Annotated in this window: 23 protein-coding genes; 13 read left to right on the top strand and 10 right to left on the bottom strand. The window is 67.0% G+C overall.

Features of this window, described 5'->3' with window-relative positions:
• Positions 1–23: 23 nt before the first annotated feature.
• The 4 genes from AC1DW8_RS07510 to rfbA form a co-directional block, all read right to left on the bottom strand.
• Positions 24–977 (bottom strand): beta propeller repeat protein, encoded by a 954-nt coding sequence (locus AC1DW8_RS07510; protein ID WP_056778488.1) that lies wholly within the window; start codon positions 975–977, stop codon positions 24–26.
• Between the two features lie 106 nt (positions 978–1,083).
• Positions 1,084–1,677 (bottom strand): arsenate reductase/protein-tyrosine-phosphatase family protein, encoded by a 594-nt coding sequence (locus AC1DW8_RS07505; protein ID WP_478092979.1) that lies wholly within the window; start codon positions 1,675–1,677, stop codon positions 1,084–1,086.
• Complete coding sequence (locus AC1DW8_RS07500; RefSeq protein ID WP_478092977.1) at positions 1,674–2,279, bottom strand: dTDP-4-dehydrorhamnose 3,5-epimerase family protein; 606 nt, start codon at positions 2,277–2,279, stop codon at positions 1,674–1,676. The genes AC1DW8_RS07505 and AC1DW8_RS07500 overlap by 4 nt, the downstream gene beginning before the upstream one ends.
• A 13-nt stretch (positions 2,280–2,292) precedes the next feature.
• The gene (gene rfbA / locus AC1DW8_RS07495; RefSeq protein WP_478092975.1) at positions 2,293–3,171 is read right to left on the bottom strand and encodes a glucose-1-phosphate thymidylyltransferase RfbA; all 879 of its coding nucleotides are present in this window, start codon (positions 3,169–3,171) and stop codon (positions 2,293–2,295) included.
• A gap of 270 nt (positions 3,172–3,441) precedes the next feature.
• On the opposite strand from rfbA, the gene AC1DW8_RS07490 reads away from it, so the two are divergent.
• Together AC1DW8_RS07490 and AC1DW8_RS07485 are read left to right on the top strand one after the other, a co-directional pair.
• On the top strand, positions 3,442–4,512 hold the full coding sequence (locus AC1DW8_RS07490) for a glycosyltransferase family 4 protein (protein WP_478092974.1): 1,071 nt from the start codon (positions 3,442–3,444) through the stop codon (positions 4,510–4,512).
• A gap of 8 nt (positions 4,513–4,520) precedes the next feature.
• Positions 4,521–5,537, top strand: a complete 1,017-nt coding sequence (locus tag AC1DW8_RS07485) for a glycosyltransferase family 2 protein (RefSeq protein WP_478092971.1) — start codon at positions 4,521–4,523, stop codon at positions 5,535–5,537.
• A gap of 39 nt (positions 5,538–5,576) precedes the next feature.
• Here the strand turns inward: AC1DW8_RS07485 and AC1DW8_RS07480 are convergent, their stop codons facing one another.
• Positions 5,577–6,500, bottom strand: a complete 924-nt coding sequence (locus AC1DW8_RS07480) for a beta propeller repeat protein (RefSeq protein ID WP_478092969.1) — start codon at positions 6,498–6,500, stop codon at positions 5,577–5,579.
• Positions 6,501–6,648: 148 nt separating this feature from the next.
• Between AC1DW8_RS07480 and AC1DW8_RS07475 the strand changes: the two genes are divergently transcribed.
• Positions 6,649–8,244: a tyrosine-protein kinase domain-containing protein gene (locus AC1DW8_RS07475; protein ID WP_478092968.1), complete on the top strand. Its 1,596-nt coding sequence runs from the start codon at positions 6,649–6,651 to the stop codon at positions 8,242–8,244.
• 79 nt (positions 8,245–8,323) lie between these two features.
• On the opposite strand, the gene AC1DW8_RS07470 is transcribed toward AC1DW8_RS07475, so the two are convergent.
• Together AC1DW8_RS07470 and AC1DW8_RS07465 are read right to left on the bottom strand one after the other, a co-directional pair.
• A complete protein-coding gene (locus AC1DW8_RS07470) occupies positions 8,324–8,929 on the bottom strand; it encodes an arsenate reductase/protein-tyrosine-phosphatase family protein (RefSeq protein WP_478092966.1) in 606 nt (201 codons plus the stop codon).
• Between the two features lie 122 nt (positions 8,930–9,051).
• Entirely contained in the window at positions 9,052–10,395 is a 1,344-nt protein-coding gene (locus tag AC1DW8_RS07465; protein WP_478092965.1) for a UDP-glucose dehydrogenase family protein, read from the bottom strand.
• A 74-nt stretch (positions 10,396–10,469) separates the two neighbouring features.
• Here AC1DW8_RS07465 and rfbB point away from each other — a divergent pair, with 74 nt between their 5' ends.
• The 9 genes from rfbB (at position 10,470) to AC1DW8_RS07420 (ending at position 21,571) form a co-directional block, all read left to right on the top strand.
• A complete protein-coding gene (gene rfbB / locus AC1DW8_RS07460) occupies positions 10,470–11,483 on the top strand; it encodes a dTDP-glucose 4,6-dehydratase (protein ID WP_478092963.1) in 1,014 nt (337 codons plus the stop codon).
• Complete coding sequence (gene rfbD / locus AC1DW8_RS07455; RefSeq protein WP_478092961.1) at positions 11,480–12,349, top strand: dTDP-4-dehydrorhamnose reductase; 870 nt, start codon at positions 11,480–11,482, stop codon at positions 12,347–12,349. Before rfbB ends, rfbD begins: the two co-directional genes overlap by 4 nt.
• 64 nt (positions 12,350–12,413) lie before the next feature.
• Positions 12,414–13,340, top strand: coding sequence for an NAD-dependent epimerase/dehydratase family protein (locus AC1DW8_RS07450; protein ID WP_478092959.1), 927 nt, complete (start codon positions 12,414–12,416; stop codon positions 13,338–13,340).
• Positions 13,337–14,605, top strand: coding sequence for a nucleotide sugar dehydrogenase (locus AC1DW8_RS07445; RefSeq protein WP_478092957.1), 1,269 nt, complete (start codon positions 13,337–13,339; stop codon positions 14,603–14,605). The genes AC1DW8_RS07450 and AC1DW8_RS07445 overlap by 4 nt, the downstream gene beginning before the upstream one ends.
• Positions 14,606–14,637: 32 nt before the next feature.
• Positions 14,638–15,663, top strand: a complete 1,026-nt coding sequence (locus AC1DW8_RS07440; protein WP_478092955.1) for a polysaccharide biosynthesis protein — start codon at positions 14,638–14,640, stop codon at positions 15,661–15,663.
• The gene (locus AC1DW8_RS07435; protein ID WP_478092953.1) at positions 15,660–16,775 is read left to right on the top strand and encodes a polysaccharide biosynthesis C-terminal domain-containing protein; all 1,116 of its coding nucleotides are present in this window, start codon (positions 15,660–15,662) and stop codon (positions 16,773–16,775) included. The genes AC1DW8_RS07440 and AC1DW8_RS07435 overlap by 4 nt, the downstream gene beginning before the upstream one ends.
• Positions 16,775–17,905 carry a non-hydrolyzing UDP-N-acetylglucosamine 2-epimerase gene (gene wecB / locus AC1DW8_RS07430; protein ID WP_478092951.1) on the top strand — a complete coding sequence of 377 codons (1,131 nt, stop codon included), beginning with the start codon at positions 16,775–16,777 and terminating at the stop codon, positions 17,903–17,905. Before AC1DW8_RS07435 ends, wecB begins: the two co-directional genes overlap by 1 nt.
• Positions 17,905–19,263: an oligosaccharide flippase family protein gene (locus tag AC1DW8_RS07425; RefSeq protein ID WP_478092949.1), complete on the top strand. Its 1,359-nt coding sequence runs from the start codon at positions 17,905–17,907 to the stop codon at positions 19,261–19,263. Before wecB ends, AC1DW8_RS07425 begins: the two co-directional genes overlap by 1 nt.
• Before the next feature lie 205 nt (positions 19,264–19,468).
• The gene (locus AC1DW8_RS07420) at positions 19,469–21,571 is read left to right on the top strand and encodes an acyltransferase family protein (RefSeq protein ID WP_478092947.1); all 2,103 of its coding nucleotides are present in this window, start codon (positions 19,469–19,471) and stop codon (positions 21,569–21,571) included.
• Here the strand turns inward: AC1DW8_RS07420 and AC1DW8_RS07415 are convergent.
• Together AC1DW8_RS07415 and AC1DW8_RS07410 are read right to left on the bottom strand one after the other, a co-directional pair.
• Positions 21,562–22,512, bottom strand: coding sequence for a glycosyltransferase (locus AC1DW8_RS07415; RefSeq protein WP_478092946.1), 951 nt, complete (start codon positions 22,510–22,512; stop codon positions 21,562–21,564). The two genes, AC1DW8_RS07420 and AC1DW8_RS07415, sit on opposite strands and share 10 nt — an antisense overlap.
• A 245-nt stretch (positions 22,513–22,757) precedes the next feature.
• On the bottom strand, positions 22,758–23,849 hold the full coding sequence (locus AC1DW8_RS07410) for a glycosyltransferase family 4 protein (protein WP_478092945.1): 1,092 nt from the start codon (positions 23,847–23,849) through the stop codon (positions 22,758–22,760).
• A gap of 313 nt (positions 23,850–24,162) precedes the next feature.
• Between AC1DW8_RS07410 and AC1DW8_RS07405 the strand changes: the two genes are divergently transcribed.
• On the top strand, positions 24,163–25,188 hold the full coding sequence (locus tag AC1DW8_RS07405; RefSeq protein WP_478093052.1) for a glycosyltransferase family 4 protein: 1,026 nt from the start codon (positions 24,163–24,165) through the stop codon (positions 25,186–25,188).
• Between the two features lie 66 nt (positions 25,189–25,254).
• Here AC1DW8_RS07405 and AC1DW8_RS07400 read toward each other — a convergent pair whose 3' ends face one another.
• Entirely contained in the window at positions 25,255–26,697 is a 1,443-nt protein-coding gene (locus AC1DW8_RS07400) for a hypothetical protein (RefSeq protein WP_478092943.1), read from the bottom strand.
• Between the last annotated feature and the right edge of the window lie 279 nt (positions 26,698–26,976).

The following is a 26,976-nucleotide window of genomic DNA, read 5'->3' as shown; positions in this document are numbered from 1 at the left end:
CCCGGCGACCCCGTCGGCCGCGGTCAGACCCGCTTCCACGAGTTCAGGTCGCCCTGCGAGAGCCACGTCTGGTTGCCGGAGATGATCCAGCCGGCACGGTCGGTCACCGACAGGCCGATGCTCCCCCGCTCAGGGGTCGCGACCGGCACGCACGCGACGACGGCGGCGGTGCGGCCCTTGACGACCTCGACGAGCTGGACCCCCTTGCACGCACCGACGATGCGGACGGCATACGTCGTCAGGGTGTTGTCGACGAGCAGGTTGCTCAGGGCGACCCCGCCCGGCGCGTCACCGGAGTCGGACCACGTCGTCCCACCGTCGTCCGTGACGACGACCGACCCGTCGGCGCACAACGCCTGCGCCTGGGCCGCGGACGTGCGCGAGAGGTCGACGACGACGGCGTCGCCGCAGGGGGTCGACGCGGCCTCCTTGGGCGCGAGCACCTGGGTCGGCTCGTCGAGACGGCGGGCCCAGCCGCCGCTGACGGCGGTCGGGGTCTGCCACGTCAGACCCGCGTCACGCGAGGCGTACTGCTCGAGGGTGCAGTCTGGGCCAGCCCCGATGACGAAGACGCGCGCCTCGTCGAGCGGCTGCACACGCGCGACGGCGCGGGCCGGCGACCGCAGCTTCGTCCACGACCGGCCGCCGTCGGCGGTGACCTCGACGGTCGCACCCCCGGCGACGCAGGCGCCGGTCGTGGCTCGCCAGGCCCGCGCTGCGTCGAGCGCCGAGACGAGCCGGGTGACGGGGACGGCCTTGGCCGCCGGCGGCGTCGTGCCGGTGGTGGGGGCGGTCGTGCCCGTCGTGCCCGGCGCGGCCGTCGCGGGCGGACTCGTGGTCAGCGCCGCGGTCCGCGTCGTCGAGACCGCGGGCAGCGCCTGCGAGGCGTTGTGGCCCGACCGCAGCGCGAACGCGACGAGCGCCACGTCGACCGCCAGGAAGGCGACGAGACCTGCCGTCGCCACTCGGTTGTTCATTGCTCCAGATCCCCCTCGACACGGCTGATGGCCCTTCCCCGGGGGACATGCTAGGGGCGAATCCGCCTGTCGTACGCTGCAGTCCGCGTTCGGATCGGCTCTCGGGTCAGCCGGCGGGCGGCGTCAGGGCTGCGACGACGACGGGCAGCTGCGCCTCGATCTCGGTCGACATCAGGTCATATGCCGCAGAACCGCGCCCGTATGGGTCGGGTATGTCCGATTCGGCCGCGGTGCGCGCCGGGTGGAGTCCTCGACGACCACGAGCGACCTCGGCCACGATCGCGGCCCACGGCGTGTCGTGGTCGGCCGCCGACAACTCGGGCGCGGCCGCGGCCCCGGCGAGTTCGGCATCGCGGACGAGGTCGGCGAGCTCGCCCAGGGTGAAGGTCTTGCGCAGGGCCCGCGGGTGCAGGGCGACGGCGTCGGCCCGGTGCTTCTGCGTCGCGGTGACGACGATGTCGGCGGCGTCGAGCATCGCGGGGGTCAGCTGGCGCGAGGCGAAGCCTGCCGTGTCGGAGCCCACGGCCTCGAGGGCGGCGACCGACCCGGGCTCGATGTCGGCGCCGACGAGGGCGCGCGTGCCGGCGCTCTCGACGTGGACGTCCTGCCCGGCGAGGAGCTGACGCAGACGACGCTCGAGGTAGGGCGAGCGACACACGTTGCCCGTGCAGATGACGAGGACCCGACCCACCGGCCTCATCGGCGCGCCCCGGCGAGCGAGGAGGTGTGGGCGAGGCAGGCCTCGAGCGTCGGCAGCAGCCCGGCGTCCGCGGCAGCCGTCAGGGTCGGGGCAGCGGCGTCCTTGGGCGAGAGCACCGGGACGAAGCCGTCGGGCAGCTCGAGCCCCACGGTCGGGTCGAGCGGGTTGATGCCGCGCTCGATCGAGGGGGTGAACACCTCGGAGCAGAGGTAGACGGCGGTGCCGTCCTCGACGCAGGCGAGGGCGTGTCCGAGCCCTTCCGCGAGGTAGACCGCGCGGCGGTCGACGGTGTCGAGCACGACGGAGTCCCACTGCCCGAAGGTCGGCGACCCGACCCGGACGTCGACGACGAAGTCGACGAAGACCCCGCTCGTGGCCGTGACGTACTTGGCCTGCGAGGGCGGCACGTCGGCGAAGTGGATGCCGCGGAGGGCTCCGGCCGACGAGACGGAGATGTTGGTCTGCCGGACCTGCATCTCGTGGCCGATGGCCTCGGCGAGGCGGTCGGCGCGGAAGCCCTCGGCGAAGACCCCTCGGTCGTCGGGGAACTGGCGCGGCGTGATCTCGAAGGCTCCGTCGATGCGGAGCGGGCGGATGTCCATCAGGTCCTTGCCTTCACGGGGTGTCCTTGCCCTCGGCGAGGAGGGCGTGCAGGTAGAGACCGTAACCGCTCTTGGCCTGGTCGTCGGCGTGCCGTCGCATGCCGTCGTCGTCGAGCCACCCGTTGCGCCAGGCGATCTCCTCGACGCAGCCGATCTTCTGGCCCTGCCGTGCCTCGACGACATGGACGTACTGGCTGGCCTCGATGAGGCCCTCGAACGTGCCGGTGTCGAACCACGCGGTCCCGCGCGGCAGGACGCTGACCGACAGGGTGCCGCGGCGGAGATACTCGTCGTTGACGGCGGTGATCTCGAGCTCGCCGCGCGCGCTCGGGGTCAGGTCGCGGGCGATGGCGACGACGTCGTTGTCGTAGAAGTAGAGGCCGGGCACGGCATAGCTCGACTTCGGGTGCTCGGGCTTCTCCTCGATGGAGATGACGTGGCCGTCGGGGTCGAACTCGACGACGCCGTAGGCCGTGGGGTCGGCGACGCGGTAGGCGAAGACGTGGCCGCCCTCGACGTCGGTGTGGTCGGCGAGGCGGGTGCCGAGCCCCGGGCCGAAGAAGATGTTGTCGCCGAGGACGAGCGCCACCCGGTCGTCGCCGATGAAGTCGGCACCGAGCACGAACGCCTGCGCCAGGCCCTCGGGACGCGGCTGGACGGCATACGTGATCGTCATGCCCCACTGGGAGCCGTCACCGAGGAGGCGCTGGAACTGCTCGACGTCGACCGGGGTCGTGATGACGAGGACCTCGCGGATGCCGGCCATCATGAGCGTCGACAGCGGGTAGTAGACCATCGGCTTGTCGTAGACGGGCATCAGCTGCTTGCTGATGCCGCGCGTGATCGGGTGCAGCCGGCTGCCCGTGCCCCCCGCGAGGATGATCCCCTTCATGGTCGGTCAGCCTAGGTGCTCGGGCATGAGACGTCGTCCAGCGATGCCTCTCTGGGCGGGTTGGAGCCCGGCAGACGTCCTGACACCGCACGGCTCCTCGTGTCGCGATCTCAAGAGGCTGCGGATCGGCCGATCGCCACTTCAGCCCGTCAGGCGACGTCTAGCATGAGCGGACCTCGACGAGTTCCCGCAGGGAGTCATGTGTCGCGCCCCATCGTGCATCTACCCACCCCACACGACCACTTCTCGCCGAGAACCGGCTCTGCCGTCATGACCGTGATTGACGGTCTGGCCGCTGCCGCACCAGCAGCGCAGTCTCACGCGGTGCTGGTCGCCCGCACCACCTACCGTGAGCGCTACGAGTCGGCTCGGGCGCTCGAGTACGAGCCGGGACCGTACGTGTCAGCGCCCGCTGCACGCGCCGATGCCGTCGCGGCAAGGGCCGGGTGGGGCAAACCCTTCCTCGAACACAGCATGGGCGATGCCATGGACCACGTGCCTGATGATGCGGCCGCGCTCATGATCCACAACGGCCCTTTTCTGGCCAGACACGCGCCAAAGCAGATTCCGACGATTCTCTACGCGCACAACGAAGTTCTGCCTGGTGCGCTCCCCTGGGTCGCCAGTCGGGCTTGTCACGGTTTCGAGGGAGTGGTGGCGGTGAGTTCGTGGTTGGCAGAACGCCTCGCACCTCGAATGCCTGCACGTCTGCGTCAGAACGTCCAGGTCGTGCTGAACGGCGTCGACACCATCGCCTTCTCTCCCAGCGAGCGCAGAGGTGACAGGGATCGCGTGCGGGTGTTGTTCCTCGGGCGTGTCGTGAGGGAAAAGGGTCCTGATCTCGTTCTGTCGGCCTGCCGGCTTCTGGCCCGTCACGACCTGGAGGTCAGGATCGTCGGGAGCGCCGGCTTCTCGCCGGGAGGCGCTTTGAGCAGCTACGAGCAGATCCTGCGCCGCACAGCAGCGGACCTAGCCGGGGCCGTTTCCTTCGTGCCCTTCACCGAGCGCTCCGAGGTCGCCGCCCACTACCGGTGGGCTGACATCGTCGCGCTGCCCTCACGTTGGGATGACCCTTGTCCCCTGACCACGCTCGAGGCAATGGCGTGTGGAGCAGCGACCATCGTCGCCGACTCAGGGGGGATGCCCGAGTGCGCCGGGGACGGCGCTCTCGTCGTACCCAAGAACGACAGCTCGCGCCTGGCTGAGGTCATCGAGGCCCTCCTGGATGACCAGACGCTACGTCAGCAGTGGGGAGTGCGCGGCAGGCAACGGGCCGAGCTGCTCAGCTGGACGACCGCGTCGGCGAAGCTCACCTCCACGGTCAGCGCCTTCGCGACGTGAGCCGTCCGATGACCCAGACACGCGACCTCGTCACCGTCATTGTGCCTTTTCACAATTGTCGAGACTTCCTGGGTCACGCGATCTCGAGTGTGCTGGCGCAGTCGCATCAGGACTGGGAGCTGATCCTCGTGGACGACGGGTCGACCGACGACAGCGCCGAGGCCGCGCTGCCGTTCCTGTCCGACGGTCGAGTCAGCCTGGTGAGGCAGCCGAATGCAGGCGCCGGCGCCGCGCGCAATGCCGGCTTCGCCCGTGCGTCCGGCGCGTCCACCTTCGTTGTCTTCCTCGATGGTGACGACGTGCTACCACCCGAGTTCCTCGTCAGAGCGATCGAGCAACTCGCGTCGCGGCCGGATTCGACTGCTGTTCGCACCACCGCCGTCTTGGTCGATGCGGAGGGGCACCGCATCGAGGCCGCAGATTTCGCGACGCACATGAACACCCGCCGAGTGCTGGACGGCCGGCGTTTCGTCCCCCTCGAACCCTCCCGCGACATCACGTTCCTCGAGCTGTTCGACCAGAGCCGCCTCTACCCACCCGCCTGCGCCCTCATCCGTACCGAAGCCGTCAGGACTGTCGGCGGCTTCGCCTCTCACCTTGCCGGCGCCGAGGACTGGTACTTCTTCATGCGTTTGGCGCGACTCGGTCCGATAGCGGTGATGGATGCGCCGCAGGTCTCCTACCGTCGTCACTCGTCGAACGCCACCTCCGATCCTGTCCGGTACGTCCGGGCCGCCCGTCGGAACTGGTCCATGACGTACCACGCCCCTGACATCACCCGAGCTGAAAGGAGAAGCCTCTCCAAGGTGTGGCGCGCCCGCCAGCGCGACCTCGCCCAGGCCAAGTGGCACCTGGCTCTGAGCTCGCCGCGCTCCCGGCTCGAAACGCCTCGGCTTCGCCTCGCGGCTGAGTCCTGTGGCCACCTCCTGCTCTGGCGTCCGCCCAAGTTCTGGATGCGAACGGGCCTGAGGCGCGCGGTTGATGCACCCTCGGACCCTCGCGTTGGCTACGGCTGGCACACCTAGCAGTCCGCGCCCGGAGCGGCCGGAGGCCGGAGCCCTACGTCACGGGACTGCTCGCCACGTCTCCAGGCTCGCGTCGGAGCGCCAGGTCGCGTCCGCGACGGCCAGCCAGCCGCCCTCGTCGACGACGCTGATGGAGACCTTGCCCTCGGCACCGTCGAGGGAGGTCTCGACACAGGCGCCGCCGGCAGCCTTGCCGTCTGAGACCTTCGCGACCTCGACGCCGGCGCAGCCGTCGGCCACGCGGGCGACGTGGACCTCCGGGGTGCCGTCCACCTCGCGGGCGCCGACGGCGAGCGCGCCGTCCACGGTCGCGAGGGTGGTCCACGTCGAGCCGCCGTCGGTGGACCGGACGAGTCGCCCGTCCGCGCAGACGACGACGGCGCGCTTGGCGCTGACGCGGGCGAGGTCCACCACGGTGGTGGTGCCGCACGGGCGGGCGTCGGGACGCTTCGGGGTGATCAGCGTGGTCGACGCTCCACCGGGGACGCGTGACCAGCCGCCCTCGACGTCGCGTGGTCCGCGCCACGTCGTGGCGTCGTCGTCGGTGGCGTACTCCCCCACCGTGCACCCGCTCCCCTTGGCGCCGATGACGAAGCCGCGGTCGCCGGCGACCGGCTGCACGCGCCCGAGAGCGCGGGCGGGAACGGCGCGCTTGGTCCACGTGCGCCCACCGTCGTCGGTGACGCGAAGGCTCGCCCCGCCGTCCGGGCAGGTGCCGAGCACTGCACGCCAGGCCCGCTTGCCGTCGAGAGCCGCGACAACCTCCGTCACGGGGGTCGCCTTGAGGTCAGGTGCGGCGGTCGTCGTGGGCGACGCGGCGGGGACGGGGGCAATGACAGCCGACGCCGGAGTGGAGGCTCCCGCGGCGTCGGGACGGAAGGCGAGCGCGACGAGGAGCACGTCGACGACGAGCAGGGCCAGCAGGCCCGCGAGCGCCACCCGCCCCATCGATCTGTCCGACATCCATCGCATCACGGGCGACACTCTACGGACCATCTGGACGGAATCAGCGCATCTCGGGCAGGCGCACTAGGATGCGCGGGAGTGAACTGTCGGAATTGCCCGACTGGAGTCGTGTGACCAAGCGCGGCCGACGAGGAAAGACACCACTGTGGAGCTGCAGGACTACCTGAACGTCATCAGGAAGCGATGGATGATCATCGCCGCCGTGGCTCTCGTGACCCTCGGCCTGGCGGCCGCGTACACCGCGTTGACCCCGAGGACGTATGCCGCGTCGACGCAGTTCTTCGTGTCGACCTCCGGGGAGGACTCGACCTCGGCGCTGGCCCAGGGCAACACCTTCACCCAGGCGCGCGTCAAGTCCTACTCGCAGCTCCTCGAGACGCCGAAGGTGCTCAACCCGGTGATCCAGCAGGTGGGACTCAAGACGACGGCGGACAAGCTCGCCACGCAGATCACGTCGACGATCCCGCTCGACACCATCATCATCGACGTGACCGTCACGAGCGGTTCGCCCGAGAGCGCGCAGCGCATCGCTGCTGCTGTCGCCGAGGTGTTCCCCCGGACCATCGAGGAGATCGAGCGCAAGAGGAGCCAGCAGAGCCCCGTCGGGGTCACGGTGGTCAAGGAGGCTGTGGCTGACCCGAACCCGGTCAGCCCGAAGCCGGCGCGCAACCTCGCCCTCGGCCTCGTGCTCGGACTGCTCCTCGGCTTCGGCGTCGCCCTGCTGCGCGACGTGCTCGACAAGTCGGTGAAGTCCCAGCGCGACCTCGAGGCGGTCACCGACCGTACGATCCTCGGCGCCATCGCCTTCGACCCCGACGCGTCGACGCACCCCCTCATCGTCCAGGTCGACCCCCACTCACAGCGCGCCGAGGCGTTCCGCTCGTTGCGCACCAACCTTCAGTTCATCGACGTCGCCAACCCGCCCAAGTCGATCGTCGTCACCTCGTCGCTGCCCGGTGAGGGCAAGTCGACGACGACGGCCAACCTCGCCCTCAGCCTCGCCGAGACCGGCCTCAAGGTCGTCGTCATCGAGGGCGACCTGCGCCGACCGCGGCTGCTCGACTACCTCGGCTTCGAGGGCTCCGTCGGTCTCACCGACGTGCTCGTCGGCCGGGTCGAGGTCGACGACGTGCTCCAGCCCTTCGGCCGCACCGGCCTGCGCCTGCTCGGCGCCGGTCCGATCCCACCCAACCCGAGCGAGCTGCTCGGCTCCGCGAACATGGAGCAGCTCGTCGCCGACCTCGCCGAGCGCTTCGACTACGTCCTCATCGACGCCCCGCCGCTGCTGCCCGTCACCGATGCGGCCGTGCTCAGCACGATCGTCGACGGCGCCCTCGTCGTCGTCGGCGCCGGGGTGGCCCAGCGCGAGCACGTGCGTCGCGCCCTCGAGTCCCTCGAGGCGGTCAACGGCTCGCTGCTCGGCCTCATCCTCAACCGGGTCAAGACCAAGGAGCTGGGGGCGGGCTACGGCACCTACGCGTACGACTACCGCCCCGAGAGCGAGCGCCAGCGCGCCAAGGGTCTGGGCCGGGGGCGCAGGCGCCCCGCCGCAGGGTCCGACGAGGTCGGGCCGGTGAACCCCAGGTCGTCGGCCGTCGGTGACCGTAGGCCGCCCGAGCCCGGGCCCCACGCGCACGAGTCGAGTGCGGCACCGGGCGACACGCCCGGAGGCGCACCTGTGTCCCAGCCGCAGAACGGGACCAAGCCCACCTTCCCCACGGACGACTCGATCTTCCGCTGAGGAGACACCGGACCCTCGCGGCACCGGGCGCACGCACGAAGGACCCCGTCACCGTGGTGACGGGGTCCTTCGTCTGCGTTCAGCGGACCGACTGCGCCCTCGACGACCCGGCCACGCTACCCAGCGCGGCGACGATGACCTCGAGGAACTCCTCGATGCGGTCGAAGGCCTCCGTGTGGACGCGAGCGGACCGTCCGTAGGGGTCCACGACATCGATCTCCCCCACCTCCCGCGGGGCGATCGTGCCGCGCGCGGCGGCAGCTTCGGCGACGACCTGTGGCAGCCAGGGGTGGGTCGGCACGATCGGCCGCCACATCTGGGAGGACCGGCACAGGTCGGCGAAGTCGCCCAGGGCGAAGACCCGGCGCATGGCGGACGGGCGCACGCGCGCGACGTCACCGCGATGGGCCCGCGTCATCGTCAGGACCAGCTCAGCCCCCTCGACGAGCCGTGGCGTGACCGCTCGCGCTGCGTAGCCCGTGACGTCGGCGCCGAGTCGACGCAGCGCCTCGCTCGTTTCGGTCTCGATACCGGAGCCGACCACGGCACCGGTCCCGGCACTCTCGATCGGCACCCCTGCCTCAGGCAACAGCTGCCGCAGCCGCCTCTCGGCGTAGGCTGACCGGCAGATGTTGCCGGTGCAGACGAAAAGGATGCCGCGGGCGCGAGGAGAATCCCCGAGCATCTTGCCCCCTGTGGTTCTGGTGTTCGTGGAGGTTCGATCCTAGGCGGCTCTCGGGTGGCGCCATCGTTAAATTGGCGGTATTGAGGCGGTTGTCTCACGAATCCCCCAACCAGGGGCACGCCTCACCAGATCGAGCTCGACCGGCGTCCCATGCCCCGGTAGTCCCATCCGGCGTCGGTCCAGGCGCGCGGGTCGAGCACGTTGCGCCCGTCGATGATCCGCGGGGTCGCGACGAGCGACTTGGCCTGGGCGGGGTCGAGCTCGACGTAGTCCTTCCACGCCGTGAGCAGCATGACGAGGTCGGCGCCGGTGAGGGCCTCCTCTGCCGAGTCGACGATCTGGAGGTCGGGCCGCGCCAGGCGCACGGCGTCGGCCCCCGCCGGGTCGGTCGCCACGACGTTGGCACCGCGACCCCAGAGGCGGCCGGCGATGTCGAGGGCGGGCGAGTCGCGCACGTCGTCGCTGTCGGGCTTGAAGGTCAGGCCGAGCACGGCCACCTTGACGCCGACGAGGCGGCCGCCGGCCATCTCGGAGGCCAGGTCGACGGCGTGGTCGCGGCGGCGCATATTGATCGAGTCGACCTCGCGGAGGAACGTCAGCGACTGGTCGACGCCGAGCTCGCCGGCGCGGGCCATGAAGGCGCGGATGTCCTTGGGCAGACAGCCACCGCCGAAGCCGATGCCGGCCTGGAGGAACTTCGAGCCGATGCGGTCGTCGTGGCCGATGGCCTCGGCGAGACGCGAGACGTCCGCGCCGGACGCGTCGCACAGCTCGGCCATCGAGTTGATGAAGGAGATCTTCGTGGCGAGGAAGGAGTTGGCGGCGACCTTGACGAGCTCGGCCGTCGGGTAGTTGACGAGCAGCCGCGGGATGCCGGCCTCGATGATCGGGGCGTAGACCTCGTCGACGACGGCGCGACCGATCTCGCCCCGGTCGCGGTCGTCGGGCAGTCCGTAGACGACGCGGTCGGGGCGCTGGGTGTCCTGGACGGCATACCCCTCGCGGAGGAACTCCGGGTTCCAGACGACGACGGCGTCCACGCCGGCCTCGGCGAGCCGGTCGGCGACGGCCTGCGCCGTGCCGACGGGGACGGTCGACTTGCCGACGACGACGATCGGGCCGTCGGGCGACGGGCTCGCGTTGGCGATGATGTCCTCGACGGCGGTCCACACGTAGCTCATGTCCGCGGCGTAGCTGCCGCCGCGCTGCGGAGTGCCCACGGCGATGAAGTGGACGCGGGCGTCGGCGAGGGCGGTCTTGTCGGTCGTGAAGCGCACGGTGCCGTCCGCCACGCCTTTCCGCAGGAGCGGCTCGAGGCCGGGCTCGTGGAACGACGGCACGCCGGCGGCGAGCTTGGCCACCTTGCGCTCGTCGATGTCGAGGCCGACGACGTCGTGGCCGAAGTCGGCCATGCACGCGGCGTGCACCGCTCCGAGATAACCGCATCCGATGACCGAGATCTTCACGCCGGGCAGCATATCGAGCGCCGGAGAACGGCTGGTGGCCGTGAAGCTACCGGCGCTTCGTTACCCTCGGCTCCATGCGCGTCCTCGTGACCGGCGGAGCCGGCTTCATCGGATCGAACTTCGTCCTGCGCGCCCGCGAGGTGCGGCCCGACTGGGGCCTGACCGTCATCGACTCGATGACGTATGCCGCCAACCGCCGTTCGCTCGCGCCGGTCCTCGCCCACCTGGGTGGAGACGGCTCGGTCGAGCTCGTCGAGGGCTCGGTCGCCGACGCACCGCTCGTCGACCGGCTCGTCGCCGACCACGACGTCGTCGTGCACTTCGCCGCCGAGTCGCACAACGACAACAGCCTCGACTCGCCGTGGCCCTTCGTCGAGTCCAACGTCGTCGGCACCTTCACCCTCCTCGAGGCGATCCGCCGGCACGAGAAGCGCCTGCACCACATCTCCACCGACGAGGTCTACGGCGACCTCAAGCTCGACGCCCACGAGCGGTTCACCGAGCAGACGCCCGTCAACCCCTCCTCTCCCTACTCGGCCACCAAGGCCGGGGCCGACCTGCTCGTGCGGGCGTGGATCCGGTCGTTCGGGATCAGGGCGACCGTGTCGAACTGCTCGAACAACTACGGCCCGCGCCAGCACGTCGAGAAGTTCATCCCGCGCCAGGTCACGAACGTCCTGGACGGCATGCGCCCCAAGGTCTACGGCTCCGGGCTCAACGTGCGCGACTGGATCCACGTCGACGACCACAACGACGCCGTCATCGCGATCCTCGAGCAGGGCCGGCTCGGCGAGACCTACCTCATCGGCGCGGATGGCGAGCGCAACAACCTCGAGATCGTCGGGATGGTCCTCGAGCTGCTCGGCAAGCCGGACGACTGGTTCGAGCACGTCGACGACCGCCCCGGCCACGACCTGCGCTACGCCATCGACGCGACGAAGCTGCGCCTCGAGACCGACTGGAGACCGCGCTACGGCGACGTCCGCGCCGGCCTCGAGGCTACGATCGAGTGGTACGCCGCCCACCGCGACTGGTGGGAAGCCGCCAAGGTCGAGTCCGAACGCACCTACGCCCGGCTGGGGCGATGACCGCCACCGCGGGTGGTCCCGAGGGCGCCGGGCGCGCCCTCGTCACCGGGGCGGGCGGGATGCTCGGGCACGACCTCGTCCCGGCGCTGCGGGCGGCCGGTTGGGTCGTCACGGGCCTCGGTCGCGGTGACCTCGACGTCACGGACCCGGCTCAGTGCGTGGCGGCGGTGGACGGGCACGACTTTGTCGTCAACGCGGCCGCCTACACCGCCGTCGACGCGGCGGAGACCGACGAGGCGGCCGCCTTCGCGGTCAACGCCGTCGGCGCCGCCAACGTGGCCCGCGCGTGCTCGCGCGCAGGCGCACGCCTCGTCCACGTCTCCACGGACTACGTCTTCGACGGCACGGCCACCGAGCCGTATGCCGTCGACCACCCCCTCGCCCCGCGCTCGGCCTACGGCCGCACCAAGGCCGCGGGCGAGTGGGCCGTGCGGGCGCTGTGCCCCGAGTCGTGGGTCGTGCGCACGGCGTGGCTCTATGGCGCGGGCGGCCCGAACTTCGTCTCGACGATGCTGCGGCTCGCCAGCGAGCGGGACACCGTGTCGGTCGTCGACGACCAGGTGGGCCAGCCGACGTGGACTGTTGACCTCGCCGACCTCGTCGTGCGTCTGGTCGCCGGCGACACGGCATACGGCATCCACCACGGCACGGCGAGCGGGCAGACGACGTGGTTCGGGCTGGCGCGGGCCGTCTTCGAACTGAGCGGGCTCGACCCCGAGCGGGTGCTCCCGACGACGACGGAAGCCTTCCCGCGGCCCGCTCCGCGTCCCGCCTGGAGCGTCCTGTCGCACGAGAGCCTCGAGCGTGCCGGCGCCGCCCAGATCCCAAACTGGCGCGAGGGCCTGCGGACGCACCTGGACGCCTGACGGGAGCAGTAGTCGACCTGCCCTAGAATCGGGCAAGTCGGTCAGACTGCTACGGAAAGCGCATATGCGACTGCTCATCACGGGGGGCGCCGGTTTCATCGGCTCGAACCTCGCACGACTTGCCCTCCAGTCCGGTCACGCGGTGACGGTGCTCGACGACTTCTCGACCGGCTACCGCGAGAACGTCGACGACATCGACGTCCGTCTCGTCGAGGGCTCCGTCGCCGACCGCGACGCGACGGACGACGCCGTCACGGGTGCCGACGCCGTCGTACACCTCGGCGCGCTCGGGAGCGTCCCACGCAGCATCGTCGACCCCGTCGCCAGCCACCTGGCCAACGCCACCGGCACGCTGACCCTCCTCGAGTCGGCCCGCGCGGCCGGCGTCTCCCACGTCTCCTGCGCTTCGTCGAGCTCGGTCTACGGGATGAACCCCGCGCTTCCGAAGCACGAGCGCGAGTGGGTCCGCCCGATGAGCCCGTATGCCGTCACCAAGCTCGCGACCGAGCAGTACACGCTCTGCTACCAGCAGGCGTACGGCATGGACACCCTCGCGTTCCGCTTCTTCAACGTCTACGGGCCGCGTCAGCGGGCGGGGCACGTCTACGCCGCCGTCATCCCGGTCTTCCTCGACGCGCTGATGCGCGGCGAGGCGCTGCCGATCAACGGTGACGGCAGCAACTCGCGCGACTTCACCTACGTCGGCACGGTCTGCAGGGTGCTCCTCGACGCCGCTGAGCGTCGGGTGACCCACCCCGAGCCGGTCAACCTCGCCTTCGGCACCAACACGACGCTGCTCGAGCTCGTCTCGCGTATCGAGCACGCCGCCGGCACGACGGCGGAGGTCGTCCACCGCGAGCCGCGAGCCGGCGACGTCAAGCACTCGCAGGCCGACAACACGAGCCTGCGCACCCTCTTCCCCGACGTGTCACCCGTGTCCCTCGACGAGGGCCTGGCCGAGACCGTCACCTGGTTCAAGGAGATCTCATGAGCAAGACCCTCGTCGTCGTCGGACAGGGCTACGTCGGCCTCCCGATGGCCCTGCGTGCCGCCGAGGTCGGGCTCAAGGTCCACGGCCTCGACACGAACTCCGCGACCGTCGCGGCGCTCAACGCCGGCGTCTCCCACATCGACGACGTCAGCGACGACGACCTCGCCGCCGGCATCGCCAACGGCTACGAGGCGACCGACGACCCCGGGTGCATCGCCAACGCCGACGTCGTCGTCGTCTGCGTGCCCACGCCGCTCGCGGCCGAGGGCGGGCCCGACCTGCGACCCGTCGAGGGTGCTGCCCGCGTCATCGGTGAGCACCTCTCCCCCGACACGCTCGTCATCCTCGAGTCGACGACCTACCCCGGCACGACCGAGGAGATCTTCGCTCCGCTCGTGACGCGTGGGCGCTTCGACGTCGGCAGCGATGTCTTCATCGCCTTCTCCCCCGAGCGCATCGACCCCGGCAACGTGACCTACGGCGTGCAGAACACGCCCAAGGTCGTCGGCGGCATGACCCCCGCGTGCACCCACCGCGCCCGGGAGTTCTACGCGCTCTTCGTCGACACCGTCGTGGAGGCCCGGGGCGCCAAGGAGGCCGAGATGGCCAAGCTCCTCGAGAACACCTTCCGGCACGTCAACATCGCCCTTGTCAACGAGATGCTCCGCTTCTCCCAGGAGCTCGACATCGACCTCTGGGACGCCATCGACTGCGCCGAGACCAAGCCCTTCGGCTTCATGGCCTTCCGCCCCGGTCCCGGCGTCGGCGGCCACTGCATCCCTGTCGACCCGTCGTACCTCTCGCACCGCGTCAAGGCCAAGCTCGGCTACGCCTTCCGGATGGTCGAGCTCGCCGAGGAGATCAACCACGCGGCCCCCGACTACGTCGCCTCGCGCGTCTGGTCGCTGCTCAACGACCAGGGCCGCGCCGTCAACGGCTCGAACGTTCTGCTCCTCGGCGTCACGTACAAGCCGAACATCGCTGACTGTCGCGAGAGCCCGGCCGACCCGCTCGCCGCCCGGCTCGCGTCGTGGGGCGCGAAGGTCTCGTACCACGACCCCTTCGTCCCGCAGTGGAGCCCGCGTGGAAGCGATGCGGTGCTGACGTGCGCCCCGGACCTCGACGCGGCGCTGGCTGCCGCGGACGTCGTGGTGCTGCTGCAGCCGCACGCTCAGTACGACCTCGACGCCATCGGCTCGAGCGGGGCTCAGCTTCTCGACACCCGTGGGGCGACGACGACAGCCCCGACCGTGACCCGGCTCTGATGCCCGACCTTGCGATGACAAAGGACAACCGAGTGAGCAACATCAACGGCGCAACTGTGACCATCACCGGAGGGACAGGATCCTTCGGCAAGACGATGGTGCGGCACCTGCTCGACCGCGACGTCTCGCGCATCAACATCCTCAGCCGCGACGAGGCCAAGCAGGACGAGATGCGGCAGGCGTTCTCCGACGGTCGCCTGCGCTTCTTCGTGGGCGACGTCCGGGACTACGACAGTGTCGAGAAGGCGCTCGTCAACACGGACTTCGTCTTCCACGCGGCCGCGCTGAAGCAGGTTCCGTCCTGCGAGTTCTTCCCGGACCAAGCTGTGAAGACCAACATCGTCGGCAGCCGGAACGTCATCGAAGCGGCCCATCGGCAAGGCGTGGGCTCAGTCGTCTGCCTGAGCACGGACAAGGCGGTCTACCCGGTCAACGCCATGGGCATGACCAAGTCGCTCATGGAGAAGACGGCGCAGGCGTTCGCCCGCAATCACCCCGAGTCACGGACCGTCGTCTCGATCACGCGCTATGGCAATGTCATGTACTCCCGCGGCTCGGTCATTCCGCTGTTCGTCAAGCAGATCCAGAGCGGCCTCCCGCTCACCGTCACCGAGCCACGGATGACCCGCTTCCTGATGTCCCTTCAGGAGTCGGTCGACCTCGTCGACCACGCCTTCCTGCATGCGGAGCCGGGCGACCTCTTCGTCAAGAAGGCCCCGGCGTCGACGGTGGAGACCTTGGCCCGGGCCGTGGCGTCGGTGCTCGGAGTCGACGCCGAAGTCCGCCGCATCGGGATGCGGCACGGGGAGAAGATGCACGAGGTGCTCCTGTCGAGGGAGGAGCGGGTCAAGGCCGAGGACCAGGGTGACTACTTCCGGGTGCCGCTGGATGCCCGCTCCCTCGACTACTCGGTCTACGTCGAGGACGGGGACGAGGACGCCGTCGAGATGGAGGACTACGACTCGCACAACACGCGTCGCCTCGACGTCGCCGAGACCGTCGAGCTCGTCCGAGCGCTTCCGGAGATGCAGCAGCTCCTGGCGATGGCCGGCCGATGAAGGTTGCCCTGACCGGCGCCGGGGGCTTTCTGGGATGGCACACCCGTCTGCGCCTTCATGCGGTGGGCGCCCATGACGTCGTCGCGGTGGGCCGCGACGACTGGCAGAACCTGGCTCACCTGTTGCGTGACGTCGACGCCGTCATCCACATCGCGGGTGTGAACCGCGGGGAGCCTGACGAGATCGAGGCCGATAACGTCCGTCTGGCCGAGGACGTCGCTGCAGCGACTGCTCACCGCGAGCGGCTGACCCGGATCGTCTTCGCCAACTCGATCCAGGACTCCAACGGGAGCCCCTACGGCACCGGCAAGGCGCGTGCGCGGGAGGTCCTCTCGTCGGCCTGCGCCGCCTCGGGCTCTGCGTTCGTCGACGTTCGTCTCCCGAATCTCTTCGGCGAGCACGGCCGTCCGCAGTACAACTCGTTCGTCGCGACCTTCGTGCACGCCGTCAAGGACGGCGCCTCACCGCAGATCCAGGACCGTCAGGTCGGGCTCCTCCACGCTCAGGACGCCGCGGAGGAGCTCATCCGCTCGCTCGAGGGGCCGACGCGCGTCGTCGTCCCGGAGGTCACGGAGGTGGGCGTCCAAGAGGTCCTCGACCTGCTGCGCGAGTTCGACCGCTCGTACGTCTCCGGGGAGTTCCCAGACCTCAGCACCAAGTTCCGCGTCGATCTGTTCAACACGTACCGCGCCGCCCTTTTTCCTGAGCGCTCGCCGGTTCTCCTGACTCCTCACACGGACGCCCGCGGCTCGTTCGTCGAGACGGTTCGATGCCGAGGTGGCGAGGGGCAGACCTCGTTCTCGACGACCGTTCCCGGCGTCACCCGTGGCGAGCACTATCACCTCACCAAGATCGAGCGCTTCGCGGTCATCGACGGGCGCGCACGCATCTCGTTGCGCAAGATGTTCACGGACGACGTCATCGACTTCGACGTGGACGGCGCCCGGCCGTGCGCCGTCGACATGCCCGTGGGCTGGGTCCACAACATCACGAACACCGGTGACACGGTCCTGCTCACGCAGTTCTGGTCTCATGAGCTGTTCCGCCCCGAGGCCCCGGACACGTTTCCCGAGCCCGTGCGTCCGCTGAACGACAACCAGGAGAACCCCTGATGCTCAAGGTCATGACCGTCGTGGGCACGCGTCCGGAATTGATCAGGCTCTCGCGCGTGATCGCTCGACTCGACGAGACGGTCGAACACGTTCTCGTTCACACGGGTCAGAACTACGACTACACCCTGAACGAGGTCTTCTTCCACGATCTCGGCATCCGCAAGCCTGACCACATGCTCGGCGTCGACACCTCCAGTCTCGGACGCGTGCTCGGCGGCACCTTGGCGGCGGTGGAGGACGTCATCCTCACCGAGCGACCTGACGCCCTTCTGGTGCTCGGTGACACAAACTCCTGCATCGCAGCACTCATGGCTCGCCGCATGAAGGTGCCGGTCTACCACATGGAGGCCGGCAACCGCTGTTTCGACCTCAACGTGCCGGAGGAGACCAACCGTCGGCTCGTCGACCACGTCAGCGACTTCAATCTCGTCTACACCGAACATGCACGACGCAATCTGCTGGCCGAGGGCCTTCATCCGCGCCGCATCATCAAGACGGGCTCTCCGATGCGGGAGGTGCTGAACGCCTATCGCGACGGCATCGACGCGTCGACGATCCTGGCGGACAAGGGGCTCGAAGAAGGCAAGTACTTCCTCGTGAGCGCGCACCGGGAGGAAAACGTCGACTCTCCCGAGCGGCTGACGGCCCTTCTGGCTTGCCTGACAGGCGTCCACGACGCGTTCGGGCTCCCGGTCTTCGTCTCCACGCATCCGCGTACGCGCAAGCGACTCGAGGCGCTGCCCGACTGGAGCGCCCCCGACGGTGTGATCTTCAGCGACCCGCTCGGCTTCAACGACTACAACCGTCTCCAGGTCGGAGCCGCCTGCTGCCTCAGCGATTCGGGGACCATCGCCGAGGAGTCCTCGATCCTCGGATTCCCGGCCGTGACCCTCCGTGACTCCATCGAACGACCTGAGGCTCTCGACACCGGGGCGATCATGATGACCGGACTGTCGGTGGACGACTGTGTCTCGGCCGTCAGGGTCGCCATGAACTCTGGTTACCAGCGCGACGGGGTCAGCGACATCACCCCCGACGACTACCTCATCGACAACACGAGCGAGCGGACCGTCAAGTTCATCCTCTCGACCGCACGCCGCCACCACGACTGGGCCGGCATCCGGATCTGATGTCCATCGGCGAGCACCGGGTGAGAAACCCAACGACACCACAGATTCCCAGCCGATCCCGCCTGCTCGTCAAGAGCCTGATCACGGCGTTGATCACGCGTGGTGTCGCCGGCATTACGCCGCTCGTGCTGATCCCCCTGACACTCACGTACCTCGGACAACCGATCTTCGGACTCTGGATGACCGTCTTGTCCGTAACGAGCATGGCTCTGTGGTCGGACCTCGGACTGGGGAGTGGGCTGCTGACGCAACTTACCCGATCGCTGTCTTTGGGCGAACGTCAGCGGGCGCGCGAACAGGTCACGAGTGCGTACGTCACTCTCATCGGCCTAGCGGGGATCCTGCTCGCCGTTCTGTTGGGAAGTCAGGCGGTCCTCGACTGGCCCGCACTCCTCAATGCTCAGGATCTCGGAGCCCGCGATGCGGCACGCGGAGTTGCGCTCGTCTGCCTGAGCGCCTTCGCGCTCAACATCCCTGCATCCCTCGTACAGAAAGTGCAATACGCCAATCAGCAGGCGACAGTCAGCAACGTCTGGCAGGCGATCGGGAGTCTCGCGTCGTTGCTCGCGGCTGGTGTGGCCGTGGCATCCGAGCAGCCCGCGGTTGTCGTCATCGGCGCTGTGGCGTTCGCAGGACCGGCAATCGCCATCGTCAACTCGATTGTCTTCTTCCTCCGAGCAAGAGATCTATCGCCGACTTGGCGAGCCTTCCACCCCGCGACCGCCCGGAATCTCCTCAGACTGGGAGCGCAGTTCTTCGGCATCTCACTTCTCAGCTCCTTGGCGCTCAACGCCGATAACCTGATCATCAGCCACACGCTCGGCCTACGGGCGGTTGCTGACTACTCGGTCGCCTTTCGCGCCCTAAGTGCACTAGGTCTCGTCATCACCTTCGCGAGCCTTCCGTTCTGGTCTTCCGCCGGCGACGCATTGGCCCGCGGTGACATGCCGTGGGTACGGCGGACGACACGACTGATGTCGGTCGGGTCAGCCAGCGTGGTAACCCTGCTCGGTTGCACGATCGTGATGATGCGCGAGACCGTCTTCGGTTGGCTAAGTCCCGGCTACGTCCCAACAGTTGGCCTGCTAGCGGGCTTGGTCTTGTGGTGGGCTCTAGTAGCTTTCGCTGGACCGCTCTTCAGTGTGCAAAACGCTGGCTCCGTCCTGAGACCCCAAACGCTCGGGTGGGCGTGCTTCCTAGCCTGCAGCATTCCGTTGAAGATCGGTGCTGCGCTCCATTTTGGCATCGCAACCCTCCCTTTCGTCAGCGCTGGTCTCTACGTATTAGTGATACTGCCTTTCGCCGTAGCCGGCTACCGCAAGACTACGCATACGGCTCGAGCGGGGCTCACCGGATGAGTTATAGATATTTGTGCACGGGTCCCGCGCGGGAGGAGTACGCTTCGCAGCTAACTCTCGAAGCACGCAGGCCATGATCGTCGCACTTGCGAAGACCCGAATGGGGAATCTTGCGGTGGCTCACACGTAGCGCCTGTGGAAACACAGGTTCCTCCACACAGGTTGCCGTTGAGCTTCTATATCGATCAGAGAGACGACCACTAGCATGAATGCACAGCCTGGAGCGCGCGAGAACCGAAACGCCAAACGTCGATATGACATCCAGGCACTAAGGGCCCTGGCTGTCGCTCTTGTTGTTGGTCAACACTTCTTTGGCGCGCCGCGCGCCGGCTTTATCGGGGTAGACGTCTTCTTCGTCGTTTCAGGTTTTCTCATCACGACGCTTCTTCTCGCTGAAGCACGCCGCGCAGGCAGTATCTCGCTCACAGCGTTCTACGCACGGCGCCTGCGGCGCATCGTCCCCGCTGCCCTCCTTGTGCTGACTATCACCACCCTTGCGGGATTCATCGTCTGGTTCCCGCACGCGGCTAGACAGAACGCATTGGACGCCGTGTCCGCTGCCTTTTGGGTCGCGAACTACCACTTTGCTGCCTCGGGAGCGGACTACTTAGCCGGCTCCGATCTCCCGCCCGCCCTGCAGCACTACTGGTCACTCTCCGTGGAGGAGCAGTTTTACCTCGCGTGGCCAACGATCTTGATTGCAGCGATCGGCATCGCGCGTACGCGACGGATCCAGTCGGGGCCCTTTCTTACGATCAGCTTGCTGATTCTGGTTGCCGGAGGCTTCCTGCTGTCTGCGGTGATAACGCATGCGAGACCGCAGTTCGCTTACTTCGACACACTCAGCCGAGTGTGGGAGCTAGGGGCAGGCGGCTTGGTGGCAGCACACCTCGAGAGTCGATCAACATCTGTCCAACGGCCTGGTCGGTCATTATGGTCGGCCTTTGGATTCGCGATGATCCTGGTCGGGGCGTTTGTGCTCTCTCCATCGCAGGCCTTTCCAGGCCCTTGGGCGATCGTGCCTGTCGCCGGCACCGTCTGCGTCCTAATCGGTCGTCCTGGACGTCGACTGGAGACAGTCTCGAAATCCAGGCCCATTCGGGGGCTCGGCGATATCTCCTACAGCCTCTATCTATGGCACATGCCGATCCTAGTAATTCCACTTTCCCTTTTTGGTCCACTCGACAATCTGGCTCTTGCCACCCTGATAGCCGTAGCGGTGGGCCTTTCGGCGGCCACCTACCGATGGATCGAAGATCCCATTCGCCGATCCGGCTGGCTTCGCTCGTGGGAGCGTGAATCTAGGCCTCGACACCAGACTCTGTCCATCTCGGCAGTATGTCTGGTCCTGGTGCTGATTGCTGCCATGCAGTTCGCACCAGCGAAAGTGGGAGTCCTCGAATCATCAACGTTCAGTCAATCTCGCGAGCTTGGCACCGACGTGTTTGTTTCACAAGACCAGGTTCGGGAGGCAGTCCGGACTGGCCTCGGGCGTCAGGATTACAGCGATACGATCCCAAGCCCACAGGCTCTCGGACCTCAGCAGCTCTCCTCTACCTTCGACGTTCCTGGCGGTTGTAGCAATGCCCTTGGCCGAAGCAACCTCGATATGTGCAGCTACGGCACGGGCTCCCGAACCATCATGGTTGTAGGCGACTCCGTTGCCATGGCCTGGGTTCCGACAGTTCTTTCGGCCTCGTCGGGCAGCCGAATCCTCGCGGTGGGCGTGCCTAGCTGTGCTCCGTGGGACGTCCAGCACGGGTCGAGTCTCGGTGTGGTCGACTACCAGCGGGCGTGCGATTTGGCACGCAACGGGATCCTCAAGCGCATGCAAGCGCAGCGGCCCGATGTCGTCGTCGTTTCGAGCTCAGTTGGCAGCTACGACAAGGTGCTTGCCGATGACAGGTCCGCGGCCTGGGCCGCCGGGATGCGTTCGACGCTCCACTCGTATCTGCAGGCGACCAACCACGTCGTGGTTCTGGAGAATCCGCCGATCGGAGGCGATGTCAGGCATTGCGTGAACCGGATCGCCGCACCGCCCACTTGCACCACTTCGCTGACACCAGCCCAAGTGTCAAAGACGCAAGCGGAAGAGACTGCATCACAGGCGTTTCCCGGTCGGGTGTCTTACGTCCCTGTTGCACAGTGGTTCTGCGACGCCGATGGCCATTGCCCGGCAGTGATCGGAAGGTACCTGGCACGAGTGGATCCGACCCACATCACGAATGCTATGGCGCACGCTCTCGGACCACTTCTCCGCGAATCGGCCCCGGAACTGCAGACATCTGACACCTTAGGTCACGACTGAGTCCGCAGCTCCTCCAGGAAGAGTGCCATCCTGGAGGCCTGCGCGTAAGCGGACTTCTCCCTGACCGCGAATGACCGGGCTGCGACACCCATCCGCGTCCGCGACTCGGCATCCATGCGCTTGATAGCCTCGATCTCCGTTGCGAGAGCTCGTGGTCCATCGTCATCTGTCAGGCGAACGACGTCCGCGTACTCAGCCGGGAGGCTGGGCAACGGTGTCGAGACCACAGGTCGTCCCGCCACCAGATACTCGAGCAACTTCGATGGGAAGGAGAATCGTGCCTCTCGCATATTCAGAGGCCGGGGCTGCACGAGCACGTTGGCTTGGTCTAGCTCGGCGGGAACCCTTTCGGGGAGAACCAAACGCGGCTGAAGTATTCTCGAGTCGGTTTGCGACCGCTCCGCAATCCATCTCTCCAAAGGCCCCCTGCCCAGCATCTGCAGCTCCACGTCATGGTCGGGCAACATCTCCACCGCCTCTACCAGGGCCTTGGCTCCATACTCATTGCTGAGGCCGCCCGCGTACACAATCCGAAACGGCCCGGTCTGCGGTCCCGCGCCAGGCGTCGACTCGGGCCAAACTTCAGGGGCAACGCCCTCCATCAACAGGCTGGGGAGGCTTGGCGCCCATTCGTCAGCCAATGCCTGCGCGAGCACCACCACGCCAGTCTGCAGTCGAAGTGACGCCGCGACCACACGACGATCCAGCCGCTTGAGGGTAGCGACCAACCGAGAATCATCAGACCCGATCACACCAGGGGGATCGGTGAGGACTATCACCGTCGTCAATCCTTTGGCGCGCATGATTGCGGCAAACCACAACCACGGGCTGTGCACGCCATGCACAAAGAGCGTGTCGATGGACTCAGATTTCAGGACATGACGACCGACGGTCATCGCGCTCAAGAATCTAGTCACATGCTTGGCCAAGATGAGGTTCACGAACGGCAACTCGCGGCCGGCTCGCCCGTTGGCCGAGAACGACCCACCGGGGAATACAACTTGTGGATGGCCAGGGTAAGTGGACACTGGCGCAGAGCTCAGCAGGAAGGGAGGCACCCCGGCCTCCTCAAGGGCCCGGACCAACGCCCACGCAAAGCGGTGAGTCTGGGACGGCATGGCACGATCCTCCGAGAGAATCTTTCCTATTCGCTCGTCATCCAATGTGAAGCCCAGCAGAGCGGCCCTCACCTCGAGCGCTCCGACCGGAGGATGTGTTCGTAGGCGACCGATAGACGTTCAAGCATGTGCTCAAGCGTGTAGTGCTTTTCTATCGTCGAGCGAGCGGCGGAAGCAAGTGAACGTCGATCCTCGGGTGATTGCACCAGTTCCGCGACGGCCTCAGCGAGGGCACCAGTGTCGCCGGAAGGCACGAGGAGCCCACCGCCGCGGCGAAGCACCTCGACATTGCCACCCACCGCCGTGGCGATGACTGGCAGCTGGGAAGCCATCGCCTCAAGCAGCGCGATCGAGAGGTTTTCGTGGAGTGACGGGAAGATGAACACGTCCGACGCCTGGAGAATGTCCAATACGTCCGACCGGTTGCCGACGCTCCTCATCGCCAGCCCCGCGATTCTCCGGTAAGTGGCAAGGATTTGGTCTTCGTCCGGTCCTGAACCGACTATCAAGAGCTGGACTTGGTGCACGATTTCAACTGGCAGTCGGCTTAAGGCACTTGCCAGCTCTAGATGCCCCTTTTCCAGAGACAGCCTTCCCACCGAGACCAAGACTATGCGATCGGCCGAGAGGCCCAGGTCGCGCCGCTTCTGCTGGGCACGCTGGGCGTCTAGCAGTGGCAGGGGAACCCCATTTTCGATGGGCGCCAGCACCTTCTTTCCATGCCGTGCGATGAAGGGTCGCCGCGCTGCCGCCTGCGAGACGGTTGCGATGTGCGAAGCCAGGCTTAGGGTTGCCGGCTCGATACCTCCCGTCATGACCAATCGTCTCGCGGCCAGACGACCGCGGGTCAGGTCGCGGTGGGTCCCATGCACGGTCACCAAGACGTTGCGACATCCGGCCAAACGGGCTGCCGCGGCGGCGTGGAAGCCCTCACTGCCCAGACCCCGAACGTGGACCAAATCAGGAGCGATGGCGCCGAGGGTCGTGGCCCACTCGCGGATCCTGCGCAGGTCGATAGACCCAGTCGAGCTCGTCTGTGTCAACGGGACAAAATCGAATCTGTCAGCCAGGCTGGAGTCGAGAACACGTTGTAACGCTGTCTGTGGTCCACCCGTACCAGGAGCCCCAAAGCTGTGCTGGACGACGACTGGTTTGGCCACTCGAATTTCCCCTGTAACCTCGACATTTCCGGCGAAGGATCATCGTATCGGGCGACTGATCTGCCACCTATTCAGGAGCGTGAGCGTGGATCCAGCTACGCCGAGTGGGACAGCAGTCCTGTTCATAGGTGGCGAGTTGCCGCACGGGGATGCAACCGCCAACCGCGCCGTATCTCTAGCCAAGGCGCTCCGGGAGGACGGCTGGAGTCCCGTCCTTCTGTCGGAGTACGCCTCGGATCGATCGCATGACGCACGTGGGATCGTCGACGGCATCCCATACGCGAACGTAGGCCCGGCCCAGGGGAGCAGGGTCATGCGGCTGGCGGAGCGATTCCGTCGTCAGAAGCGGGTAGCTGACGCGCTCACCAGCTTGGGTAAGCCAAGTTCAGATGTGGGTCTCCTCATCGTCCACGCAACCCTGTACGGGCGGCTGCTGCAACGGTGGGCAGACCGCAAACAGATCCCCCTCGTCGCCGACCTCATGGAACGCCACGAGCCAGCGCAGTTCGCGCGCGGAAAGTGGGACCCGCGTTACCTCAGGCACCGCCGGCTCTCGAGACTCTGCGCAAGGCGGCCCGCTGGTCTGTTGTTGATCTCCAATCCACTGAAGTCCATGTTGCGACCTCGAGTACCGGCGCTAGTCATGCCGCCGTTCGTCGACACTCGAGAGGTTTTACCTCACAGGAATCTATTCGTGGACAGAGTGGACCACATCTACTTGGCGTATGCCGGAACCCCCAATAACAAGGATCTATTGGGGCCTGTCGTGGACGCCATCGCGGCACTTGAGCCTCGGTTGCGTGCCCGCGTCAAGCTCACCATAGCCGGGCCTACGCGCGAAGGCCTACTCGCGTTAGGAGAGGTAAAAGAGTCATCTCTGCACTCGTGCGGAGGCTCGGTCGAGGTCGTCGGACGGCTTTCCCGTACAGAGGTGCGCCGCCTCTGGAGCGCGAGTGACCTTTGCGTACTCGTCCGCCCACAGACCGGTTACGCCGTCGCCGGATTTCCTTCAAAAGTGCCAGAGGCGATGGCAGCCGGGTGTGCCCTGTTCGGCACGGCTCACGGGGACTTAGCAGACTTTGCCCATGACGGCCAAGATGCTCTCTTGGCAGCATCAGCAAGGTATGAAGATGTCAACGCTGCCTTAATTTTGGCGCTGAAAATGTCGAGGAGTGAACTCGATAGCATACGTCACGCCGCTCGGCAAAGCGCGGAAGACACTTTGTCCGTCACCGCGTGGGCGCCCCGGCTGGGTGCCTTCGTCGAGCAGCTGGTCTCCCGGAATGCCAAGATGGGACACGACGGCGTACTCGGCGCACGGCCGAACCCCGTCCGGTAACGCGGGACCGCCGGTGGTGCGTTGGATGAAGAATTCCGAACGCTGCCGAGATGATTTCCACGGCGATCATTCAAAGGGCCATCTGTTGGCCAACTTAGTCCGCGCTATCACCTGGTTGGCGCGCCCACCCGGGCGCCGATGGCCGCGGGAGGTCCACTTGGCCACGATATAGATCAGGGTTGTGGTCACAAAACCGATCGTGGCCGGCCGAGAGATGCCGATCTGATTATTCGCCGGGATATAGGCGATGAATAGCATCAGTTGTGCGAACAGCAGCAACGCAACAACCGACCGCTTATAGACCGCCTCGACCCACAGTCGGCACCACCACCACCCGAGAATGAACATGAGGGCGACCACCCCGGGGAAGGTCAAGTCGGATGCGAGCCAAGGGTATGCCGTCGCCCAATACATCCCTTGGGGCCAGCCCGTCCGGATCTCGGTCCGAGCTGGATAGGTGGTGTCGGCCATACTGTCACCAAACCCGTACTGCGCAAGGTACGAGTCGATAGCTCGAGACCCTCCCCGCATCTCGGACCACTCGAACGGGGTGTCAAGGTTGTAGGACAGCCCAAGGTAGCCGTGAGTCGGGTAAAAGCCGACGACTGTCAATCCACGGGCAAGGTTGGTGCCAAGGACGGCCTCGACGGCAGGGTTGGGCGCAAACTTTCCACTCAGGCCGCCGACGCTGGTGAGTCGGTCTGCCTGCGTGTAGGTCATATAGCCACCGAACGCGAGCCCAACGGCGAGTACAGGCAGGAGCATTCTGCGCGTAATGCGAACTCCGCCTTCGCTCGGGCGGCGCACCGCCCTGACCATGAAACCCACGAGCGCGAATACGACCAAGTCACCTAGCCCTTTTGTGGTGCCGATAAACAGGTAATAGGCCACGTAGGCACCCACGCCTACCAACACCATTACCTTGACAGCAACGTAAAGGCGCTTCCAGTAGATCACGGCCAACGGGACTACTGGCACGTACAGCACAGAGGCCAGGGTGATAATTTGCACGACGGTGTTTGATGTCTCCGCCTGCTGCTGCTGGTAGACGTTGAACTTCGACAAGTACGCACTGCCCGGGTTGAGCACTGCGGTGACAATGTCACTGGGCCCAGTCGCCCCGTAGGCTGCCAGCATACTTAATCCGTAGAGACCGAGATAGATCGCCGATGCTCGGGTGAGTCGGATGAGCGACCGGAGCTTCTCCGTCGTCTCCGGTGGCGCCACAGACTCGTTTACATAGCGGCGCGCCGACAGCCAGTACCCGAGCCAAAGCGCCCCAGCTGCGCAGAGCACGTAAACCGACAGCGCCCATAGGTCAGCTACCAAGGAGGGCTGGCCGATCAGAAGGAACGCGCCGTAGGTGCCCAGCAGCCACACCATTGCCGCGCGGATGGGCAGTTTGAGGCCAGATCCGGCAGCAGCGGTGGAGGCGTCTGGCGTCCAGCCGTTCCCACCCCAACCTTCAATGCGCCCGCTTGGTGCGGATGAGGATGGTGCATTCCTCATGACGAGTCGATGGACAGCATCGCGGGCGTGCAGGCAACAATCGCGGGCGTGCACGGAACACCAGTGACCAGCACACCCACCGCGTTCATCGGGACCGCCGCTCTTCCTGGGATATGACACCTCGACGTGCGGATCTCATTCGGAGACGCGGTTCGGTTAGTATGGCCGTCGGTTGGGAACATGATGCAAAGGCTAGCGCCCAGTCCGCCCTCTCGCCTGGTCTCACCCAGGCCGCACCCATTCGCGTAGCCCACCACTCGTCTTGCTAGATGTTCCGAT

Source organism: Terrabacter sp. P2_E3, from assembly GCF_056403915.1.
Note: the sequence above shows the minus strand (reverse complement) of the source record. Positions and strands in the feature narration are given on the sequence as shown.

What these genes read in the sequence shown, in the direction of transcription:
- AC1DW8_RS07510 (WP_056778488.1), bottom strand. Translation starts at nt 977, where the DNA reads ATGAACAACCGAGTGGCGACGGCAGGTCTCGTCGCCTTCCTGGCGGTC.
- AC1DW8_RS07505 (WP_478092979.1), bottom strand. Translation starts at nt 1,677, where the DNA reads ATGAGGCCGGTGGGTCGGGTCCTCGTCATCTGCACGGGCAACGTGTGT.
- AC1DW8_RS07500 (WP_478092977.1), bottom strand. Translation starts at nt 2,279, where the DNA reads ATGGACATCCGCCCGCTCCGCATCGACGGAGCCTTCGAGATCACGCCG.
- rfbA (WP_478092975.1), bottom strand. Translation starts at nt 3,171, where the DNA reads ATGAAGGGGATCATCCTCGCGGGGGGCACGGGCAGCCGGCTGCACCCG.
- AC1DW8_RS07490 (WP_478092974.1), top strand. Translation starts at nt 3,442, where the DNA reads ATGACCGTGATTGACGGTCTGGCCGCTGCCGCACCAGCAGCGCAGTCT.
- AC1DW8_RS07485 (WP_478092971.1), top strand. Translation starts at nt 4,521, where the DNA reads ATGACCCAGACACGCGACCTCGTCACCGTCATTGTGCCTTTTCACAAT.
- AC1DW8_RS07480 (WP_478092969.1), bottom strand. Translation starts at nt 6,500, where the DNA reads ATGTCGGACAGATCGATGGGGCGGGTGGCGCTCGCGGGCCTGCTGGCC.
- AC1DW8_RS07470 (WP_478092966.1), bottom strand. Translation starts at nt 8,929, where the DNA reads ATGCTCGGGGATTCTCCTCGCGCCCGCGGCATCCTTTTCGTCTGCACC.
- rfbB (WP_478092963.1), top strand. Translation starts at nt 10,470, where the DNA reads ATGCGCGTCCTCGTGACCGGCGGAGCCGGCTTCATCGGATCGAACTTC.
- rfbD (WP_478092961.1), top strand. Translation starts at nt 11,480, where the DNA reads ATGACCGCCACCGCGGGTGGTCCCGAGGGCGCCGGGCGCGCCCTCGTC.
- AC1DW8_RS07450 (WP_478092959.1), top strand. Translation starts at nt 12,414, where the DNA reads ATGCGACTGCTCATCACGGGGGGCGCCGGTTTCATCGGCTCGAACCTC.
- AC1DW8_RS07445 (WP_478092957.1), top strand. Translation starts at nt 13,337, where the DNA reads ATGAGCAAGACCCTCGTCGTCGTCGGACAGGGCTACGTCGGCCTCCCG.
- AC1DW8_RS07435 (WP_478092953.1), top strand. Translation starts at nt 15,660, where the DNA reads ATGAAGGTTGCCCTGACCGGCGCCGGGGGCTTTCTGGGATGGCACACC.
- wecB (WP_478092951.1), top strand. Translation starts at nt 16,775, where the DNA reads ATGCTCAAGGTCATGACCGTCGTGGGCACGCGTCCGGAATTGATCAGG.
- AC1DW8_RS07425 (WP_478092949.1), top strand. Translation starts at nt 17,905, where the DNA reads ATGTCCATCGGCGAGCACCGGGTGAGAAACCCAACGACACCACAGATT.
- AC1DW8_RS07420 (WP_478092947.1), top strand. Translation starts at nt 19,469, where the DNA reads ATGAATGCACAGCCTGGAGCGCGCGAGAACCGAAACGCCAAACGTCGA.
- AC1DW8_RS07405 (WP_478093052.1), top strand. Translation starts at nt 24,163, where the DNA reads ATGCGGCTGGCGGAGCGATTCCGTCGTCAGAAGCGGGTAGCTGACGCG.
- AC1DW8_RS07400 (WP_478092943.1), bottom strand. Translation starts at nt 26,697, where the DNA reads ATGAGGAATGCACCATCCTCATCCGCACCAAGCGGGCGCATTGAAGGT.